This window comes from Streptomyces sp. NPDC048291 (genome assembly GCF_043201715.1).
Lineage (GTDB): Bacteria > Actinomycetota > Actinomycetes > Streptomycetales > Streptomycetaceae > Streptomyces.
On the sequence record NZ_JBICZC010000010.1, the window covers coordinates 245,062 to 263,335 of the forward strand.

General features: G+C 72.1%; 14 protein-coding genes. 7 read left to right on the forward strand and 7 right to left on the reverse strand.

Annotated features, from left to right (window positions below):
- The first annotated feature begins 101 nt into the window (after positions 1 to 101).
- Positions 102 to 2,009, forward strand: a complete 1,908-nt coding sequence (locus ACGF5O_RS27280) for an FHA domain-containing protein (RefSeq protein ID WP_393812502.1) — start codon at positions 102 to 104, stop codon at positions 2,007 to 2,009.
- Between the two features lie 82 nt (positions 2,010 to 2,091).
- Here ACGF5O_RS27280 and ACGF5O_RS27285 read toward each other — a convergent pair whose 3' ends face one another.
- Entirely contained in the window at positions 2,092 to 3,519 is a 1,428-nt protein-coding gene (locus ACGF5O_RS27285) for an alkaline phosphatase family protein (RefSeq protein ID WP_393812503.1), read from the reverse strand.
- A gap of 552 nt (positions 3,520 to 4,071) precedes the next feature.
- Between ACGF5O_RS27285 and ACGF5O_RS27290 the strand changes: the two genes are divergently transcribed.
- A complete protein-coding gene (locus ACGF5O_RS27290; protein ID WP_393812711.1) occupies positions 4,072 to 5,013 on the forward strand; it encodes an Ig-like domain-containing protein in 942 nt (313 codons plus the stop codon).
- On the opposite strand, the gene ACGF5O_RS27295 is transcribed toward ACGF5O_RS27290, so the two are convergent.
- Positions 4,984 to 5,916, reverse strand: a complete 933-nt coding sequence (locus ACGF5O_RS27295) for an EamA family transporter (protein WP_393812504.1) — start codon at positions 5,914 to 5,916, stop codon at positions 4,984 to 4,986. The genes ACGF5O_RS27290 and ACGF5O_RS27295 overlap by 30 nt on opposite strands.
- 39 nt (positions 5,917 to 5,955) lie before the next feature.
- On the opposite strand from ACGF5O_RS27295, the gene ACGF5O_RS27300 reads away from it, so the two are divergent.
- Both ACGF5O_RS27300 and ACGF5O_RS27305 read left to right on the forward strand, forming a co-directional pair.
- A complete protein-coding gene (locus ACGF5O_RS27300) occupies positions 5,956 to 6,480 on the forward strand; it encodes a MarR family winged helix-turn-helix transcriptional regulator (RefSeq protein ID WP_393812505.1) in 525 nt (174 codons plus the stop codon).
- A gap of 159 nt (positions 6,481 to 6,639) precedes the next feature.
- Positions 6,640 to 8,685 carry an ATP-binding protein gene (locus tag ACGF5O_RS27305; protein ID WP_393812506.1) on the forward strand — a complete coding sequence of 682 codons (2,046 nt, stop codon included), beginning with the start codon at positions 6,640 to 6,642 and terminating at the stop codon, positions 8,683 to 8,685.
- Positions 8,686 to 8,703: 18 nt separating this feature from the next.
- On the opposite strand, the gene ACGF5O_RS27310 is transcribed toward ACGF5O_RS27305, so the two are convergent.
- Positions 8,704 to 10,536 (reverse strand): arabinofuranosidase catalytic domain-containing protein, encoded by a 1,833-nt coding sequence (locus ACGF5O_RS27310; RefSeq protein ID WP_393812507.1) that lies wholly within the window; start codon positions 10,534 to 10,536, stop codon positions 8,704 to 8,706.
- Between the two features lie 244 nt (positions 10,537 to 10,780).
- Positions 10,781 to 11,230 carry an Lrp/AsnC family transcriptional regulator gene (locus ACGF5O_RS27315; protein ID WP_393812508.1) on the reverse strand — a complete coding sequence of 150 codons (450 nt, stop codon included), beginning with the start codon at positions 11,228 to 11,230 and terminating at the stop codon, positions 10,781 to 10,783.
- Positions 11,231 to 11,351: 121 nt separating this feature from the next.
- On the opposite strand from ACGF5O_RS27315, the gene ACGF5O_RS27320 reads away from it, so the two are divergent.
- Positions 11,352 to 12,026, forward strand: coding sequence for a hypothetical protein (locus tag ACGF5O_RS27320; RefSeq protein WP_393812509.1), 675 nt, complete (start codon positions 11,352 to 11,354; stop codon positions 12,024 to 12,026).
- A gap of 162 nt (positions 12,027 to 12,188) precedes the next feature.
- Here ACGF5O_RS27320 and ACGF5O_RS27325 read toward each other — a convergent pair whose 3' ends face one another.
- Entirely contained in the window at positions 12,189 to 13,646 is a 1,458-nt protein-coding gene (locus ACGF5O_RS27325; protein ID WP_393812510.1) for a catalase, read from the reverse strand.
- A gap of 397 nt (positions 13,647 to 14,043) precedes the next feature.
- Here ACGF5O_RS27325 and ACGF5O_RS27330 point away from each other — a divergent pair, with 397 nt between their 5' ends.
- The gene (locus ACGF5O_RS27330) at positions 14,044 to 14,244 is read left to right on the forward strand and encodes a hypothetical protein (protein ID WP_393812511.1); all 201 of its coding nucleotides are present in this window, start codon (positions 14,044 to 14,046) and stop codon (positions 14,242 to 14,244) included.
- 104 nt (positions 14,245 to 14,348) lie between these two features.
- Here the strand turns inward: ACGF5O_RS27330 and ACGF5O_RS27335 are convergent, their stop codons facing one another.
- Together ACGF5O_RS27335 and ACGF5O_RS27340 are read right to left on the reverse strand one after the other, a co-directional pair.
- Positions 14,349 to 15,965 (reverse strand): cation acetate symporter, encoded by a 1,617-nt coding sequence (locus ACGF5O_RS27335; RefSeq protein ID WP_393812512.1) that lies wholly within the window; start codon positions 15,963 to 15,965, stop codon positions 14,349 to 14,351.
- On the reverse strand, positions 15,962 to 16,405 hold the full coding sequence (locus ACGF5O_RS27340) for a DUF485 domain-containing protein (RefSeq protein WP_393812513.1): 444 nt from the start codon (positions 16,403 to 16,405) through the stop codon (positions 15,962 to 15,964). The genes ACGF5O_RS27335 and ACGF5O_RS27340 overlap by 4 nt, the downstream gene beginning before the upstream one ends.
- A 672-nt stretch (positions 16,406 to 17,077) precedes the next feature.
- Here ACGF5O_RS27340 and ACGF5O_RS27345 point away from each other — a divergent pair.
- Positions 17,078 to 18,262, forward strand: a complete 1,185-nt coding sequence (locus ACGF5O_RS27345; protein ID WP_393812514.1) for a type III polyketide synthase — start codon at positions 17,078 to 17,080, stop codon at positions 18,260 to 18,262.
- Positions 18,263 to 18,274: the final 12 nt, after the last annotated feature.

An 18,274-nucleotide genomic window follows, 5' to 3' on the forward strand; every position in this document is an offset into this window, starting at 1 on the left:
GCCGCCGGCAGAGCCGTGGCGCCGTCACACCCGATCGATCTCACGGTTCGGCAGGGGTGCCGCAGTGCTGTCGAGATCAATGACTCCTGGAAGGAAGTACCGTGGCACCGGTGCTGGTCGGGCTCGAAGGTCTGCTGGCGGGGGAGCGCATCCCGGTCCTGGACACCCGCGTCACCTTCGGACGCAACTCGGAGAACACCGTCGTCATCTCCAGCCTCAGCGTCTCCCGCTTCCACGCGGAGATCGTCTTCGACGAGGACAAGGGTTACGTCCTGCACGACCTGGAGAGCAGCAACGGCACGCTGGTCAACGGGGAGGAGGTGGAGGCCCGGCTGCTGCAGCCCGGTGACGAGATCACCCTGGGCGACCAGGAGTTCCGCTTCGAAGTGGCGGACGCCATGGAGACGCTGATGGCGCTCTCCCTGCCCCGGTCCGTCACGCACGCCGGGCAGGCGAGCGAGAAGGGGCCCGTACTCCAGGTCACCGTCGCCGGCGGCGGCCCCGTCGGACTGTCCCTCGCCCTGCTCCTGGAGCACTTCCTCGGGTCGCAGGTGAAGATCACCGTCTACGACAACAGGTGGCGCAAGCAGGGCCGCACCGTGGTCTGGAAGGGCCAGGACGAGGGCAACGTACGGCGCCAGCAGGTGGTGACCGTGCAGAGCCGCCAGTACCTTGCGTGGCCCGAGGAGGTACAGGCCCGCCTCTTCGACCCGGACCACTTCACGGAGATGTGGCCCTCCGGCCCCGACTCGGTCGGCGACCACAGCCCGCGCAACATGCGCATCGCCTACATCGAGGACCGCCTGCTGGAGCTGGCCAACGAGAAGCGGGAGCGGATACGCCTCATACCCGCCCGGTTCGACCCGGCGGAGCAGCAGGAGGCGCTCGCCTCCCAGCACGTGCTCGCGATCTGCGACGGCGGCCGGTCGCGCACCCGGGAGCACTTCGCCGCCCGGTTCGGCAAGGCCGACGAGTCGATCTACTCCCTCGACGGCCGCCACCTCCAGGACGTCGTCCTCGGCCTGCGCGTGAAGTCCGGCCTGACCGACCCCATGGCGGTCCTGCTCACGGTCGCCCAGAACCGCTTCCTGCTCAACTCGCTGCGCGGCGAGGGCTTCCTCAACATGCGGCTGACCGACGCCGAGGCGGCCGAGGTGATCGGCCTGGACCCGGTCCGGCGCGTCTTCGAGGAGTGCATCGCCTCCCGGCCGTGCCTGATGGACCGCGACGAGTACGGCGACTTCCAGTGCTCGACGCACGGCACGCTGTTCCTGCCCGCCCTGGTCAAGGGCTCGGCGCTGTGGCGGCGGGTGCAGGAGGGGCTGCTGCTGTACGGCGTCGAGGCCGACGACCTGTCGGCGGTCACCAGCTTCCGCCTGGACATGGTGCAACGCCCCCGGTTCTCCGCCGAGCTGCTGCCTCCCACCACCGGCTCGCCGGGCACGTACGGCTTCCTGCTCGGCGACGCCGCCAACGCGATCCACTTCTGGCCGGGCCGCGGCCTCAACAGCGGCCTCGCCTCCGCCATCTCGCTGGCCCGTTCCCTCAACGGGGCGTGGAACGGCAGGTCGTTCCGGGACGCGGACTTCCTGCGCCACGAGGCGGCGATGTCGATGCTGCAGTACCGGCACAAGAGCCGGGCCTGGAAGGCGATGGTGACCACCGACGACCGGGGCGTCACCTGGGCGATCAAGGACATCATCGGCCACGGCATCGACGGGATCCCCGAGGACCCGGACCGGGAGGCCGACACCAAGACGCTGCTTGAGCGCATGCAGGCCATCCGCGACCGCCTGGCTGCCCGCCTGTCCGGCATGCCGGACGACGAGGCGATCCTGGAACGCCTGCGCACCCTGCAGCCGGCCACCCTGCGCATGCTCGTCCTCAGCGGCGCCTGGGACACGCTGACCATGGGCGGCGAGGAGGTCGACATCGACATCTTCTACGGCCAGGACTCGTCCGCGGCCGCGGCGGCCGTGGAGGCACTGGAACCGGCCGCCCAGGCCTAGTACGGGGTTCCGGACCCCGCCCGCCGGACTGCGCGTACCGGAGGGCGGGCCCGGCCTCGGCCGTGTCCCACCGCCCGGAAGGTCAGGTGTGCGGGCGGTGGCCCTTCTCCTGACGGGGGTAGGTCTGGTCGTTCTGCGGGAGCGTGGGCTTGGGGAGGGTGGCGACCTCCTCCTTCGCCTTCGCCAACTGCCCGGCGGTGTCGTGGGGGAGCCGCGGCGGGCGCGGCCGGGCGTCGCGGAAGCGGAAGGCGGTGGTGAGGTCGCCGAAGGTCCGCCGGCGCCAGTCGCTCACGTTGGGTTCCCCGACGCCGGTGAAGCGTTCGAGGAACTGCAGGGCGGAGGTGTGGTCGAAGGCCTCGGAGGCGACCCAGCCGCCGACGGTCCACGGGGAGATGATGATCGCGGGGACCCGGAAGCCGCCGCCGATCGGCAGGCCCTTGACGAACTCGTCCTTCGTGCCGGCCGGCGGGGTCGGCGGCGCCACATGGTCGAACAGGCCGTCGTTCTCGTCGTAGTTGAGAATGAAGGCGGTCTTCCGCCACACCTTCGGGTTCGACGCGATGGCCTCGATCTTGGACGCCACGTAGTCGGCGCCCGCGGCCGGCAGGTAGTCCGGGTGCTCCGACTGGTAGCTCGTCGGGCAGATCCACGACACGGTCGGCAGCCGGTCGTTGCGGGCGTCGTCCTCGAACGTGCCGTGCGCCTGCGGCCGTACCCCCCGCTCGTACAGGTCGGAGCCGGGCCGAGCGTTCTTGAACGACGCGAACTGCTCCAGCAGGTTGGTGCCGTAGTCGTCCTCCTCCTGGTACACCTTCCAGGAGATCCCGGCGGCCTGCAGACGCTCGGCGTACGTCGTCCAGCGGTACGGCGTGGGCGCCGCGTTGCTGATCACCGGGCCGCCCAGGGTGCCGCCCGGGTCGATCGAACCGGTCATCCACATCAGCCGGTTGGGCCAGGTCGGGCCGAACACCGAGCAGAAGTAGTTGTCGCAGATGGTGAACGTCTCCGCGAGGGCGAACTGGAAGGGGATGTCCTTGCGGGTGTAGTAGCCCATCACGTACGGGCCGTTGACGCCGTCGGCCTTGCGGTGGGCGGGCAGCCACCGGTCCATCCTGCCGTTGTTCCAGGCCTGGTGCTGCACGGCCCAGGCGTGGCTGGTGGAGGGGATGGCCTGGGCGCTCGACGTGTGCGTGTCGAGGTGGAAGGGCAGCAGGTAGCCCTTCGGGTTGACGGTGTCGGGCTGGTAGAAGACGGACCGCCCGTCGTCCAGCTTCAGCGCGTGCGGGTCGGCGAAGCCGCGGACGCCGGAGAGGGTGCCGAAGTAGTGGTCGAAGGACCGGTTCTCCTGCATCAGCATGACGACGTGCTCGATGTCGTGCAGGGAGCCGTTCCTCGGCGGTTCGGCGGCGACGGCCTTCTGGACGCTGGGCGGCAGGAGGGAGAGGGCCGCGGCGCCGCCGAGCGCGCCGGCGGCGGAGCCCAGGAGTCTGCGACGGGTCAGTTCAGCCATGGCTGCTCCTTTCGCGGGCCCTCCGGCAGGAAGGCCTTTGCGGGAGTGACGGCAGGCCCGGCCACGAGGTCGGGCCGTCGTTCACTGTGGGCCCCGGGCGGTGCGGTGCGTCAGGTGCGGCTGGTGAACTCCGGGCCAACGCACGGAAGGAATTTACCGAGCCGTTGCGTGCAACACCGAGCGGACGCACGGGTGTTGCCGAGCGTTGTAGAACGATGGCGGCTACATGGACCTCGCCCGTCCGGGTGGCCCGCACCGCGGTGCGGGCGCGGCCGGTGACGACGGACCCCGTGACGGGCGCTCAGCACTCCTGGTTCGCTGCCGCGTATCCCCCCCCGCCGGCCCTGCCCGGCACCCGGCGTCCGACGGCCGCACGGCCCGCCGCGCGCCGATTCTTGATCCATGCTTTACGTCCCCCGGGGAACTGGAACCCGTGCTTCGGCAGTCTGACGAGAAGTGGGGCCCGTCGAGGCCGCGGAGCGAGACGAGTGAGTGGGGCAGGGCGTGGGACGGCGCAAGGGCGGCATAGGCATCGCAGTCGGTACGGTCGCAATGCTGGTGGGCGTGACCGCCTGCGGCGGCGGGGGTGGCAGCGACAAGGCGAGCGGGGACGACGCGAAGGCGTCCGGGAAGCCGAGTGCGAGCGCCTCGCCCAGTCCCACCAAGCCCGCGGGCCCGCCGATGCTGCTGGACACGATCACCCCGCAGACGGGCACCACCGTCGGCGTGGCCATGCCGATCTCGGTGATCTTCACGAACCCGGTGGCGGCGAAGGCGAAGGCCACGGTCGAGAAGCACATGAAGGTCAGCACCTCGCAGCCGGTGGTCGGCGCCTGGCACTGGATGGGCGACCGGCGCGCCGACTGGCGGCCGAAGACCTACTGGCCCTCCGGCACGAAGGTGCGGATCGACGCCGACATGACGGGCGTCAGCAACGGCAACGGACGCTACGGCGTGCACGGCTACACGCACACCTTCACCATCGGCGACGACGTGCGGGCGGACGTCTCGGTGACCGGCCACACCATGAAGGTGACCCGCAACGGCCAGGCCGTGCGCACCCTGTCGATCAACGCGGGCAGTGCCCAGTACCCGACGTGGGACGGCACGATGGCCGTCATCGACAAGCAGGAGAAGGTCCACATGACCTCCTGCAGCGTCGGCATCAGCTGCGACAAGGGCAGCCCCAACTTCTACGACCTGACGCTGCCCTGGGACGTCCACCTCACCCAGTCGGGCACCTACGTGCACTACTCGACCGGCGACCCCAACCCGGGCAGCGGCAGCGCCCGCGGTTCGCACGGCTGCGTCCACCTGTCCCTGTCGGACGCCAAGTGGTTCTACGGCCAGGTCAAGCAGGGCGACCCCGTCACCATCACCGGCTCGCCCCGGGGCAAGGCCCCGGCCGACAACGGCTACGCCGACTTCAACCTGGGCTGGGACCAGTGGCTCACGGGCAGCGCGTCAGGAGAGGAGACGTCCACGGCGCTCTGACCCGCGGCTCCCGCGGCGGAAGGGCAGCCGCTTCTCCTGCGGGAGAGGCGGCGGGCCCTTCCGCCGGGGCCGGCCCAGGACGACTCCGGCCAGGACCAGGACGAGGCCGCATATCTGTCGGCCGGTCAGCACCTCTCCGGCGACCACCGTGCCGAGCAGGACGCCCGTGACGGGGTTGAGCAGTCCTGTCAGCCCCACCGTTCCGGCGGACAGGTGCCGTAGCCCGGTGAACCAGGCGACGAAGGCGAGCGCGGTGGCGACCAGGGAGACGTAGCCGAACGCGAGGAGCGCCGGTACGGAGAGCGCCGGTGGCGGACCCTCGACCGCGGCGGCGACCGGGAGCAGGAAGAGGCCGCCGGCGGTGAGCTGCCAGGCGGTCGAGGCGAGCACGTCGGTACCGGCGCTCCACCGTTTGGTCAGGACGTGCCCGAAGGCCGACACCAGCATGGCGGCGGCCGACGCCAGGACGCCCGGGACGCTCGCGCCCCGCACCCCCGTGAGCAGCATGAGGCAGACCCCGCCGAGTCCGAGCGCCGCGCAGGCGAGTTGGGCGGGCCGGGGCCGCTCGGACACCAGGGGCCAGGCGATGAGCATCATCGTCAGCGGCGAGACCGCCATGACGGTCGAGGCGACGCTCGTCGGAAGCAGCTGCGAGGCCGCGTAGACGAGGACGAAGAACACGCTCATGTTGAGCAGCCCGAGCACCGCGGACCGCCACCACCACGCGCCGCGCGGCCGTTGCCTGCGCAGGGCCAGCAGGACGAGCCCCGCGGGCAGCGCCCGCAGGGCGGCCCCGTAGAGCGGGCGGTCGGCCGGCAGGAACTCGTGGGTCACGTAGTAGTTGGCACCCCAGGCCACCGGCGCCACCGCGGTGACCGCCACCCAGCGCGAATTAGCTTCCATGGAAGCCAATATAGCTTCCTGGGAAGGTATTGTGGACGCATGAAGCACGGTGAACCCATCGACCGCGTGGCCCGCATCCAGGCCGACTGGCGCCGCGAGCGGCCCGACGTCGACATCGCCCCGCAGGGAGTGATCGGCAGGCTGCACCGCCTGGCCGGCCGGCTCACCGAGGAACTCTGCCTCGTCTACGGCCGGTACGGCCTCGGTGAGGGGGAGTTCGACGTCCTGTGCGCCCTGCGCCGTGCGGGGGAGCCCTACGAGCGGGCGCCGGGCGAACTGGCCGCGCACACGATGGTCACCACCGGCGCGATGACGAAGCGGATCGACCGCCTCGAACGGGCCGGACTCGTCACCCGCCGCCGCTCCGACGACGACCAGCGCGGCCGCATCGTCGCCCTCACCACCCCGGGGCGTGAACTCGTCGACCGGGCCTTCACCGACCACATGCGCAACGAACGCCGCCTGGTGGACCTGCTGACCCCCGCCGAGGCCGAGTCGCTCGAAGCGCTGCTCACCACCTGGCTCGCCCGGCTGGAGGATCCGCGTCCGCCCGGTGGCGAGTGACCGGCCCGCGGCCTGCCGGTCCGATGACCGGTTCACTCGGGCGGGTGATCCTCCCGCGCTCACGGCAGGGCTCGTTCCAGAGTAGGGGCCGGGGGAGCGGGAGACGCGGCAATGCCGTGATCGGCTCACCGCCCACCGGCCCGCCAGGAGGATGCGGGCATGGTGTGGATGATGTGGGACGCGGAAACCTCCTTCGTCGGCCGGGCGGCGGAACTCGACCGGATCGCCGCGGCGATGGCCGGGAGCAGACTGGTCACCCTCGGCGGCGCGGGCGGGGTCGGCAAGACCCGGCTCGCCCAGCGGGCCGTGGCTCTGGCCGCGGCGGCGGGCGGGGGAGGCCCGGAGGTCGCCTGGGCGGACCTGTCCCCGCTGCGCGACGGACACCTGCTGGCGTCCACCGTCGCGGACGCCCTGGGGCTCTCCGACCACACCGCGCGGCTGCCGGCGGACGCCGTCTGCGCGTGGATCGGCGACCGCAGCACGCTCCTGGTGCTCGACTCCTGCGAGCACCTGCCGGCCGAGTGCCGCGACCTGGCCGGCGATCTCCTGACGGCCTGCCCGAACCTGCGCATCCTGGCCACCAGCAGGGAGCCGCTGCGGGTGCGGGGCGAGACGGTGGTCGAGATCGAGCCGTTCGCCTCCGTCGAGGAAGCGGTCGCCCTGTTCGCCGACCGCGCCGCGGCGGCGGGCAGCCCGCTCGTCGACGACAGCGACCGGCAACTGGCCGTGAGCCTGTGCGAACAGCTGGAACGGCTCCCGCTGGCACTGGAGCTCGCGGCTGGCCAGTTACGCAGCATGTCACTGCCCGACCTCTGCGCGGGCCCCTACCGGGCCGTGGACCTGCCCCGAGCGCCGACACGCAGGTGGCCGCCCCGGCACGCGGCCCTGCGCACCACCATCGGCTGGAGTCACGAGCTGTGCACCCCGCAGGAACGGCTGCTGTGGGCGCGGCTCTCCTACCTGCCCGCCCACTTCGACGACGAGCTCGCGGGCCAGCTGGCCGGCGGCGCCCCGCTCTCGCCGGGCAGCGTCGGGTGGACGCTCGTCTCGCTCTGCGACAAGTCCGTCGTCGTCCGGAAGGACGGGACCTACCGGATGCTGGACGCCGTGCGCGAGTACGGCCGGATGTGGCTGGCCGAGCTCGACGGCGAGCGGGAACTCGCCCACCGGCACGCCCAGTACGTGCTGGCCCAGACCCGGCGGGCCCACCGTGAGTGGTTCGGCCCGGCGCAGCGGAGCTGGTACCGGCGGATCGGGTTCCTGCACTCCGACATCCGGCTGGCGGCCGACCACCTCCTGGCGGCCGACCCGGCCGCGGCGCTGGAGATGATCGGCAACGTCACCTTCTTCTGGGTCTGTTCCGGCTACCTGTACGAGGCCCGCCGGTATCTGGAGACGGCGACCGTGCCGGCCGCCCGGGACCGGGACGCGACGTGGGTGCAGGGACTGTGGAGCCTGGGGCTGACCCTGACCCTGCAGGGTGAGCAGGCCGCGGCGCACGAGACGGCCGCCGCCTGCCGGCGCGCCGCCACGGAGGGCCTCGACGCCGAGGGGCTGGGGCGGGCCGCCTACCTGGACGGCCTGCTGCACCTGCTGGAAGGGCGTCCCCTCGCCGCGGTGAACGGCGTCGAGACGACGACGCCCGGCGCCACCGCGACCCGCCGGGGACAGCTGACCGCACCGGCGGTCCTGTGCCGCCTGGTGCACGTCTTCGGGCTCACCGGCTCCGGCCGGCTGGACCAGGCCCGGCAGGAAGCCCTCGAACTCCGCGACCTCTGCGCGGCGCTGGACGAGCACTGGACCCGCTCCTACGCAGAGCACCAGCTGGCCCTCATCGCCTTCCTCAGCGGGCAACCGCACGACTCCGTACGCCACGCGCGGGCCGCCCTCGACGCCAAGCAGCACATCGGCGACGCCTTCGGGATCGCCATGGTCATGGACCTCCTCGCCATCGCCCTGGCCGACGCGGGGGAGGAGCCCGCCGCCGCGTACGCCTTCGGCGGGGCGGCGCGCTTCTGGGAGACGGTCGGACACCCGCAGCGCGGCACACCGGAGATGGCGGCGCTGCGCGGCGAGTGCGAGGACCGGCTCGTACGCCGGATGGGCCTGCAGCGCTACGGCCGGACCTTCCGCCGCGCGGTCCTGAGCGACGCACGCTCACTCGTGACCTGGGGAGCGTACGGCGGCCCGGTGCCCGAGGAGTGACACCGGGCCGCCGTACGCTCAACTCAGCGTGAACGCCTGCGCGCCGGATCCGTTGCAGTCCCAGATCTGGAGGCGGGTGCCGTTGGCGGTGGCGCCGCTGGGGGAGTCGAGGCAGCGTCCGGACTGGGGGTTGAGGAGGGAGCCGTCGGATTGCTGGACCCATTTCTGTCCGCCGACCCCGTTGCAGTCCCACAGCTCGACCTTGGTGCCGGCGGCCGTGCCGTTGCCCACGACGTCCAGGCAACGCCCCAGCGTGGACAGGGAGTTGTCGGCACCGTGGTACCAGTGCTGGTCGATCGCGTACGACTGGCAGTCCCACAGCTGTACGGCGGCGCCGTCGCCACCGGTGTCGTCGGCGGCCACGTCCACGCAGGTGCCGCCCGGGCCCTTGACCGGCCCGCCGCCGTTCACCGAGAACTTCTGCGCGCCGGATCCGTTGCAGTCCCAGATCTGGAGGCGGGTGCCGTTGGCGGTGGCGCCGCTGGGGGAGTCGAGGCAGCGTCCGGACTGGGGGTTGAGGAGGGAGCCGTCGGATTGCTGGACCCATTTCTGTCCGCCGACCCCGTTGCAGTCCCACAGCTCCAGCTTGGCCCCGCCCGCCGTGCCGTTGTTCTCGATGTCGAGGCACCGGCCGAGGGTCGACAGCGAGCCGTCCGGGTTGTGGGTCCAGTGCTGGTCCTCGGCGTAGGTCTGGCAGTCCCACAGCTGTACGGCGGCGCCGTCGGTGCCGGTGTCGTCGGCGGCGACGTCCACGCACTTGCCGCCCGGACCCGTGATCGTTCCCTGCGGGCCGTTCGGCACGTCCGTCGCGCCGTTGTAGCCGACGGAGACGATGTTCGCCTGCACGGCGTTCTCGGCGGCGTCGGTGGGGTAGCCGGCGACCATGACGCCCTCGAAGAAGGTGCCGCGGTTCCAGTTGCTGTTGTCGCCGCCGATGCCGAGGATGATGCCGCCCTCCTGCTGCATGGGCTGATAGCCGCCCCGGGTCGGGAGCGCCCCGTCCCACCACGTGGACAGCTCGCCGGAGCGGGAGTCACCGCCCTTGAGCGCGTACCGGGTCTGCCCGTTGTTCTTCAGGACGGCGGTGACGAAGGCGGAACCGTTGCCCTGGTTGGCCGTGTTGGAGCCGTTGTCGCCCTGGAACATGCCGTTCTCCAGGTCGGCCTCCACCCACGGGCCGTTCCCGGTGCACGGCGCGAAATAGCACGTGGTGGCGATGGACACGGCGTCCATGTGCCCGTTGCCGGTGTCGGCGGGGGTGCGCTCGGCGTTGCCGTAGTCGAAGCAGCAGGCGGATCCGACATGGGTGCCGCTGGCCACCATGTAGGCGCCCTCGGGCTGTCCGCCGACGGCGACCCCCGAGGCGACGCCGGTGTAGCGGTAGCCCACGCCGGGCGAGATCCACAGCCCGTACACCTTGTGCCCGCCCGCCGTGACGGTGATCTCGGACGCGTCGGCACCCCGGTCGGCCCCCATGCCGGCGGTGCCGGCGGGCCCCGGCGTGAGGTCGTTGTGCCGGCCGCTCTGGTCGTAGATCTTCGTGATCCGGCAGCCGCCGTCCGCGGCGCAGAAGGCGTCCTGGGCCGCCGCGTCGGCGTACCCGCCCTGCGCCAGCGGCCCGATGTCGGCGGTGGCCCCGTCCGAGACACGGGTCACCTGGTAGAGCGGGCCGTCGTAGGCGGAGAGCAGCGCACGGGTGACGCTGTGCGCGGCCACGCAGGGGGTACCCGCCGCGGCGTAGATGTCGCACGGCAGCGAACCGGCCGCCTGCGAGGCCGCCGGGAACCCGAGCAGCAGCCCGAGAGCGAGTCCGAGGGAGGCCAGCACGGCCACCAGCGGTGACCTTCGCATCCAGCTTCTTGGCGAGGTCATGACATTCCAGACGGACGGGGAACCCCGCATGGCGCGTCCCTTCGAAGCCGGGGTGGGGGAGGGCCGCACCGAGGGCGCGGCGGCACAGCTCTTCGATCGGCTGGCCCGGAACCTACGCACGCTGTTCGACCGCGTCAATGTTTGTTTCCTTTTTTGGTTCAGACCAGGCCTGGAGAGTGAACTCCTGTCGGAGCGTGTGGGATTCGGCCGGGCCGGCACACCGTCAGGCGCTCAGGAGACGGTCCGGGCCGAGCGGGACCTCGTGCAGCAGCAGACGGCTGCGCGCCTCCCGTACCCCCAGGTCGGCCTTGAGCCGGTCGACGACGGTCTCGAACTCGCGGGCGTCCGCGCAGGCGACCCGCAGCTGGTAGTCGTAGTCCCCGGTCAGCCGCATCGCGGCCACGACCTGCGGGACGTCGTGCAGCCGGGCCTCGAAGGCCGTGCGGTCCACGCCCTCCCGCAGGCGGATGTCGCTGAGCAGTTCCATGCCGCGCCCCAGGGCCGCGAGGTCCACCTCGGCCCGGTAGCCGCGGACGATGCCGTCCGTCCGCAGCCGGCGCACGCGATCGGCGACCGTGTTGGCGGACAGCCGCACCCGGCGGCCCAGGTCCTGATAGGTCGCCCGGCCGTCCGTGAGCAGGATGGCCAGGATCTGCCGGTCGATACGGTCCACGAGCCCGCCTCCATAAAAACTCGGCGAATTGTCGGCGTCACCGATCTTTCCACAGTCAAAGGGGCCAGGGAGCCGAGAAGTCCGAGCCAAAGTCGGCGTGATCGGTGCCAGGCTCCAGGGTATGGAGATCCTGTTGCGGACCGCCCTCGCCCCCTGCCTCGTCCTGCTGGTTTCCGTCGTCGCACGTCGTTCCGGCCCACGCCTGGGCGGGCTGCTGCTCGGCGTGCCGATGACCTCGGTGCCGTTCGCCATGCTCGTGTGGCTGGACGCCGGGAGCGGCGCCGCCGCCCGAGCCGCGCGCGGCCTCGCCGCGGCCCAACTCGCCGTCGCCTGCTTCTGTCTCGCCTACGGACGCCTCGCCACCGCCCTGCGGCCGGCCCGCGCTCTCGCCGTCGCCCTGACCGCCACCGCCGTGGCCGCGGTGGCGGCGGCCACCTGCCCGAACGTCTGGCTGACCGCCGTCGGCGCCCTCGCCTTGACCTGCGCCGGGCTCGCGACCTGGCCGCCCCCGCCGCCCGCCGGACGCCCCGTCAGCCGCCGGGCGCGCCCCGGCCGGGAGATCGGTACGCGGATGGCGGTGTCGGCCGTCACGGTCCCGCTGGCGATGACCGCCGCCCGCGTCCTGGGACCCTTCGCCGCGGGCGTCCTCGCCGCGTTCCCGGTCCTGTTGGCGGTGATGGCCCCGGCCACCCACCGCGCGACCGGCCCGCAGGCCGCCGCCGTGATGATGCGCGCCGCGCTGACCGTCGTACCCGGCACCCTCACCTTCCTGCTGCTGCTCTCCGCCGCCCTGTGAACGCCCCGCGGCGGCCGGTCAGGTGACGCGCCGGAGGCGGCTCGGTGAGCCCGCCGTCTGACTGCCGTCGGCGCCGAGCGACAGGGCGCCAAGCTCGTGAAGGTGCCGTGTGAGCCCGGGGCCCGCACGGCACCTTCACTGTCCGACCGTCGTGATGTCCCGCTAGTCGCCCTTTTCGCGTACGCCGTCGGCGATGCGCTTGCCGATCGTCTCGTCGATGTGCGCCCAGTACGTGAACGCCCGCTGGAGGACCGGGTCGCTGACGCCGTCGAGCAGGTGCCCCACGACGTTGCCGACCAGCCGGTCGCGGGCCGCGTCGTCCAGCACCTCCCGGACCAGCGTGCCGGCCTGGCCCCAGTCGTCGTCCTCGGGGTGGGAGACGTACGCGGCACGGACGAGCTCGCCGTCCGCCTCCCAGGTCGGCGGCGGGCCGAAGGCGGCCGGGTCGGCTACGGGGCCGCCCTTGGAGTTCGGGGCGTACACCGGGTCGGACGTCTTGCGGTACGCCATCGCCCCGTCCTTGGAGTACGTGCGGACGTCGACGACGGGCGCGTTCACCGGGAGCTGCTGGTAGTTGGCGCCGATCCGGTGCCGGTGGGCGTCCGCGTAGGAGAACAGCCGGGCCAGCAGCATGCGGTCGGGGCTCGGCCCGATCCCGGGCACGAAGTTGTTGGGCTGGAACGCCGCCTGTTCGATCTCGGCGTGGTTGTCGGTCGGATTGCGGTCCAGGGTCATCCGCCCGACCGGGACGAGCGGATAGTCACCGTGCGGCCACACCTTGGTGAGGTCGAACGGGTTGAAGCGGTACCCCGCGGCATCCGCGTACGGCATGAGCTGCACGTACAGGGTCCAGCTCGGGTACTGGCCGTCACGGATGTGCTCGAACAGGTCGCGCATGTGGAAGTCCGTGTCGACGGCGGCCATCTGGTCCGCCTCGTGCTGGGTGAAGAACTCGATGCCCTGGTCGGTCTTGAAGTGGTACTTCACCCAGAACCGCTCGCCCTTGGCGTTGATCCACATGTACGTGTGCGAGGTGTAGCCGTTCATGTGGCGCCAGGTCCGGGGGATGCCGCGGTCGCCCATCAGCCAGGTCACCTGGTGGGCGGACTCCGGGGAGAGCGTCCAGAAGTCCCACTGCATGTCGTGGTCGCGCAGGTTGCTGTCCGCGCGGCGTTTCTGGGAGCGGATGAAGTGCTGGAACTTCATCGGGTCCTTCACGAAGAACACCGGCGTGTTGTTGCCGACCATGTCGTAGTTGCCCTGGCCGGTGTAGAACTTCACCGCGAAACCGCGCGGGTCGCGCCAGGTGTCGGGGCTGCCGCGTTCACCGGCGACCGTCGAGAAGCGGATCACCAGGTCGGTACGGACGCCGGGCTGGAAGAGCCCCGCCATGGTGTAGGCGCTGACGTCCTCGGTCACCTCGAAGCGGCCGAAGGCGCCGCTTCCCTTGGCGTGCGGCTGGCGCTCGGGGATGCGCTCCCGGTTGAACTGTGCCATCTGCTCGATCAGATAGGCGTCCTGGAGCAGGATCGGCCCCCCGGGCCCCACGGTCAGCGAGTGCTCGTCGCTCTCGACGGGGGCACCGGAGTCGGTCGTGGTGAGGGGTGGCTTCTGCGTCATGACTCTGCCTTTCTCAGCACGGAGCAGTGGGTGGCGGTCCTCGCGGGGACCCGGGGTCCGCACGGAGACCTCACGGGCGTCGGGGCGCACGTGGCCGCACGCCCCGGCGCGGCGCCGTATCGGTGTGCTCGCGCTCTCGCGTCCTTCGTGTCGTCGGGGGGCCCTCCGGCTCCGCCGGATCGGGTGACCCGGCGTGCGCGGGGCGAACACCGGACGCCCGGCGGCCCGGCGCCCGGTACCCGAGCCGCGTGCCGACGGCGGCCCGGCCCGGCTCTCCGGCATCCAGCCTGGTCCCACCGGGCCGGAGCCGCCACTCGGGACCCGGGGGTCCGGGGCGTTTTCCGAGGTCGGCGGCCGTCGGTCGTGTCCCCGGCCGGGGACGGTCGTTCCTCAGGGCATGAAGAGGATCATCACTGCCGCCGCGCTCGCTCTGACGGGCGTGGCTCTCGCCGCCCCTGCCCACGCGGACGGAACCGGCCCCTCCCGTGACCTCGCCACCAAGGTCGCCGGGGCGCTGCCCAAGGCCGCGGTGGCGGGGCTCAACGCGGCCGCCACGTCCATGACCACCGGCCTCCAGGACCGGGCCCCGGCCAAATAGATCCGTCCGGCCCCGATCGGCTCCGACCCGGTTCCCGCCCTGCGGCCCGGGTCGGGGCCACGGCTCCGCCCGGCCGCACCCGCGGTGCGCCGCCCTTCGGCCCTCTACCGGGCCGAGCGGCGTGGCGGCTGCCCGGTGAGCAGGTGGCGCTCGTGGGACGCGTACCGGTTGCGTTCGCGGTCGGCGGACCGCCGGCCGGCCAGGACTGTGGTGAGCCAGCCGGCGAGGAAGCCCGCGGGCACGGAGACCAGCGCGGGCGTGTTGTAGGGGAACCAGGCGAAGTCCGCGTCGGGGAAGGCGGACAGCGGTGTCCCGGAGACCAGGGTGGTGCCGGGGGCCAGGGCCAGCACGGTCAGCGAGCCCACCACGAGGGTGGCGAGCAGCGCGGTGCGCGTGAAGCGGCGCCAGAAGAGGGTGTAGAGGAGCGCCGGGGCGATGGCGGAGGCGCCGAGGGTGAAGGAGACCGTCGCCAGGGGCTGGAGGCTGCGGTGCTGGGCGAGGACGGCCAGCAGGATGGTGGGGATGCCCACGGCGAGGGCGCTGCACCGGGCGAGGGTGAGTTCCCTGGCCGGTGCCGGGGGAGTGGCGCGGGACGCCGTCAGGTCGTGGGCGAGGGTGTTGGCGCAGGCCAGTGTCATGCTCGCGACGGAGGCGAGCAGCGTGAGGAAGACGGCGGTGGTGACGGTGGCGAAGAGCAGGCTCTCCGGCCGGGACAGATCCGCTCCGAACGCGGCGCGGGCGCCCAGCAGGTAGGCGGTCGTGCCGTGCGCGTCGGCCGCGGCGATGCGTTCGTGACCGACCAGCGCGGTCGCGCCGGTGCAGATCAGCGTGAGCATCAGGATGAAGAGGGTCACCGACGAGACCGCCCAGGACATCGCCCGGCGGACCTGGCGCGGGGTGCCCGCCGTGTACATCCGCATGGTGACGTGCGGCAGGCAGGCGCCGCCCAGCACGATGGCGCACTGGGTACTGGCCATGTCCAGGGCCGGATGCGGGCTGCTGGAGTACTGCAGCCCCCAGCTCAGATAAGCGTCACCGGCCCCGCTCCGCCCGGCCGCCGCGTGGAACAGCGCCTGGGGCTGCCAGTCGAACGTCCGCAGGATCAGCACGCTCACCACAAGACCCGAGCCGAGCAGCGCCACGGTCTTGAAGATCTGGACCAGCGCGGTGCCGGGCATCCCGCCGAGCGCCGCATAACTGATCATGAGGACACCGGCGCCTGCCACGCACCCGTTCTGCATGCCGGTGTCGGAGAACCCGAGGACGTACGCGAGGAGTTCACCGACGCCGGCGAGCTGGACGACCATCATCGGGACGAGTGCGGCGAGGGTGACCACGCAGGCCGTGACGCGGACCGACCGGGCCGGGTGGCGGCGGGCCAGCGCGTCGCCCATGGTGTAGCGGCCGGTGTTGTGGAGGGGTTCGGCCAGCAGGAACATCAGCAACAGCAGGGACAGCAGTGCGCTGAGGGCGAGGACGATGCCGTCGTAGCCGCACAGGGCGATGATCCCCCCGATGGTGAGGACGGTGGCGGCGGAGATGTAGTCGCCGGCGATGGCCAGCCCGTTGCGCAACGGCGACAGGGACCGGTAGCCGGTGTAGAACTCCGCGAGGTCGTCCGCCTCCGGGCCGGTGAGCACGCACAGCAGCAGGGTGAGGGCGACGACCGAGCAGAACGCGACGAGGGACCAGGACTGGGCGGAGCCGCCCAACCCGGTCACGGCGCCTGCTCCCGGTCCGCGCCGGCCGCGCCCGTCTGACGGCGGGCGCGCCGCGCCAGGGGATCCACGAAGCGGTGCGCGGCGGCCTCGTGCAGGAGGACGGCCAGCCAGGTCACGGGGATCTGGACCAGGGCGAGGACCAGTCCGGTGGGCAGCCCGCCGGGGCCGGGGCGGGCCATCAGGGACGGTGCCTTGACGGTCAGTGTCAGGAAGGCCGCGAAGTAGCCGAGCGCGGTGACGGTCGCCACCCGCCGGTGCCAGCGGTGCGCCCGCCGCAGCAGGCGCAGGGTGCGGTGGGCTCCGGACCGAGGGCCCGTCGGGGAGACGTCGTACGGCTGTTCGCCGGTCGACCAGGTCGGGGACGGACGGTCGTGGGCGAACCGGTCCGGGGGCGGATCGGGAAACCAGTCTGAGGGTAAATCAGAGGCATCGTAGGACATTTCGGCAACTCCTCGATGGGCACCGCGGACCCGGCCGTGACGGGTCGCGAGCGGGGAGAGCGGTTCGAACGGTCGCACGGTGTGCGGCCTGGAGGTCGGGGGAAGCCGTATGCGCCGGTCGTCCGGGGTGCCGCCTCCTGGGGGAGCGGCCGGGTGGGCAGGGCGCCATGGTCTCCGACGTGGGCGTTGTCCGCCAGAGGCGCGGCCGGACTCGGTGCGGGCGGTCCGCGGTGCGCGGGGCTGACGTCGGGATCTCCGGCGGAGGTGATGAAGCATGTGAGGAGCGCGGGGTGGCGCGATTCGTTCGAAAAGTGCGCCGTCGCACACCCCATGAGCCCCAGGCCGCCCGCCGGTTGGCCAACCCGCGCCCGGCGCGACTGTGACGCACCTCATGGGTGGCGTAGGTCTCGGGCCGCTGCCCGATTCGTACGGCGCTCAACTTCCCTAAGGCGCAAGGGGTTTGCTCGGCAACGATCTATGCCGGGCGGCTGTGTGCTCCTGTCGCGCAAGTGCCGGAAGGAACTGGGGTGGCTTTCGGGGGACATGGGGAAACCCCGGGGTTGTCGAATGCGAAGTACATTGCAATGACGGTGTCTTGACCTCAGCCCTGGTCAACAAGTCCTATTTCGGACACTTAACTCATTTACTGGCTTTCTGTGAAAGATGCGTGCTATGGGCGCCTATCTGACTCCTCCAGCCGTCGTACAAGGCGAACATGCCGTGAAGACCGGCGAGATCCTCGCCGAGGTGCGGGGACGGCACCCGCAGGCGCCGTGGCTCTCCCGGATCGACGGCATCGCCGGGAGCACGGGGATCGACACCCGCGGCTGGATGCTGCCGCTGGAGACGGCCACCGAGCCCGGCGGCGGGACGGGCCTGCGAACTCCGGGCGCCGGCCCGGCCCGTGCGGCACTGGCCCACCAGGGGTTCACCGAGCAGGAGGTGAACCGCGTGATCGCCGCGCTGGAGGCGATACCGGCGCCGCAGACCATCCAGGAGCGCACCGCGCCGGCCTGGGCGGCCGTGCAGTCGTACGGGGAACGCGCGGCGCGTGACGCCCTCCGGGCCGCCGGACTGGACACCACCGACGTCGACTGCCTGATCACCAGTCACTCCACCACCCCGGCCCTGCCGGGTCTTGACCTCTCCCTCCTCAACCGCCTCGGGCTGCGCGACGACGTCCTGCTGCTGCCGGCCACCCAGTGGGCCTGCATCGCCGGCACCCGGTCGCTGGCACTGGCGGCCGACCTGGTCGCCGCGGACCCCGACCGGGCGGTGCTGGTCGTGATATCGGAGGCGCTGAGCACCACCTACCAGCCCGCCGACGACACGCTGGAGTCACTCATCGTGCGGCTGCTCTTCGCGGACACCGCGGTCGCCGTGGTGGTCACCGGCCGCCCCCGGCCGGAGTCGGTGCTGCGCCTGGACGCGGCCTGGCACCACACCCTGCCCGGCACCACCGACCTGCACCGGCTGGAGACCCGGGAGGACGGCACGCACTTCGTGATGGACCGGCGCGGGCCGCGCGCCGTACAGGAGACGGTGGCCGCGATGTGGGAGTGGCTGGGCGCGCGGCACCGGGACGACGGGCAGCCCTGGCATCCCGATCTGCTGCTCGCGCATCCCGGCGGCACGCGGGTCCTCGAGTACATGGAGCAGACGATGCCCGACACCTGGCCGGAGGGCCTGCTGGCCCACAGCCGGGACAGCTACACCACCGGCAACCGCGGCGGTGCCGCCGTACTCGACATCCTGCGCCGCGCGCACGACGCGGGACAGAAGTCCGGCAGCCGCACGGTGCTGTACGCCGCCGCGCCCGGGCTGACGGCCACGGCCCTGGAAGGGGAGTGGCTGTAGCCGAGGGCCGCC

What these genes read in the sequence shown, in the direction of transcription:
- ACGF5O_RS27300 (WP_393812505.1), top strand. Translation starts at nt 5,956, where the DNA reads ATGAAGCACGGTGAACCCATCGACCGCGTGGCCCGCATCCAGGCCGAC.
- ACGF5O_RS27295 (WP_393812504.1), bottom strand. Translation starts at nt 5,916, where the DNA reads ATGGAAGCTAATTCGCGCTGGGTGGCGGTCACCGCGGTGGCGCCGGTG.
- ACGF5O_RS27290 (WP_393812711.1), top strand. Translation starts at nt 4,072, where the DNA reads ATGCTGGTGGGCGTGACCGCCTGCGGCGGCGGGGGTGGCAGCGACAAG.
- ACGF5O_RS27285 (WP_393812503.1), bottom strand. Translation starts at nt 3,519, where the DNA reads ATGGCTGAACTGACCCGTCGCAGACTCCTGGGCTCCGCCGCCGGCGCG.
- ACGF5O_RS27325 (WP_393812510.1), bottom strand. Translation starts at nt 13,646, where the DNA reads ATGACGCAGAAGCCACCCCTCACCACGACCGACTCCGGTGCCCCCGTC.
- ACGF5O_RS27305 (WP_393812506.1), top strand. Translation starts at nt 6,640, where the DNA reads ATGGTGTGGATGATGTGGGACGCGGAAACCTCCTTCGTCGGCCGGGCG.
- ACGF5O_RS27345 (WP_393812514.1), top strand. Translation starts at nt 17,078, where the DNA reads ATGGGCGCCTATCTGACTCCTCCAGCCGTCGTACAAGGCGAACATGCC.
- ACGF5O_RS27310 (WP_393812507.1), bottom strand. Translation starts at nt 10,536, where the DNA reads ATGCGAAGGTCACCGCTGGTGGCCGTGCTGGCCTCCCTCGGACTCGCT.
- ACGF5O_RS27330 (WP_393812511.1), top strand. Translation starts at nt 14,044, where the DNA reads ATGAAGAGGATCATCACTGCCGCCGCGCTCGCTCTGACGGGCGTGGCT.
- ACGF5O_RS27340 (WP_393812513.1), bottom strand. Translation starts at nt 16,405, where the DNA reads ATGTCCTACGATGCCTCTGATTTACCCTCAGACTGGTTTCCCGATCCG.
- ACGF5O_RS27320 (WP_393812509.1), top strand. Translation starts at nt 11,352, where the DNA reads ATGGAGATCCTGTTGCGGACCGCCCTCGCCCCCTGCCTCGTCCTGCTG.